Origin of the sequence: Kitasatospora nipponensis, assembly GCF_039528135.1 — a bacterium.
GTDB classification, from domain to species: domain Bacteria; phylum Actinomycetota; class Actinomycetes; order Streptomycetales; family Streptomycetaceae; genus Kitasatospora; species Kitasatospora nipponensis.
On sequence record NZ_BAAALF010001004.1, the window covers coordinates 1 to 561 of the forward strand.

A 561-nucleotide genomic window follows, 5' to 3' on the forward strand; every position below is an offset into this window, starting at 1 on the left:
CTCCGGTGATCGATTGTCGAAAAGCACGCGGAATCGTCGTGATTTTCCCATTTTTGTATCGTATCAATTTTCGGTGTGGTGACGGATTGTTTTCCAAGGGTTGGAGGAAGTAGTTCACCCGGCTTGTTTCCGGAATGGATACTAAGGTGGAGGACGGTTTTCCTCGTCCCCGCCGGGAGGCTGGACCATGGTTTCTTCTATTCAGGTGGAAGACCTCTACAAGGTGTTCGGCCGCCGTGCCGACGAGGCGGTGAGCGTCCTGCTGCGTGAGGGCGGTCCCGTGGACGCGGCCGTGCCGGGCACCACCGCGGCCGTCGTGGATGTGTCGTGCGACGTGCGTTCCGGCGAGATTTTTGTGGTGATGGGGCTTTCCGGATCGGGTAAATCGACACTGCTGCGGATGTTGAACGGAATCCTTCCCGTGACCCACGGTCGGGTCTATCTGGACGACGTCGAGCTGACCGCCATGGCGGCCCGGCAGATTCGCGACATGCGCAAGCGGCACATGAGCATGGTCTTTCAGCATTTCGCCCTGTTTCCTCACCGCACCGTGCTGCAGAA

General features: G+C 59.0%; 1 protein-coding gene. It reads left to right on the forward strand.

Features of this window, described 5'->3' with window-relative positions:
- Positions 1–187: 187 nt before the first annotated feature.
- Positions 188–561 (forward strand): ATP-binding cassette domain-containing protein (locus ABD323_RS44555; protein WP_344447673.1); only part of this gene is annotated, 374 nt, incomplete at its 3' end.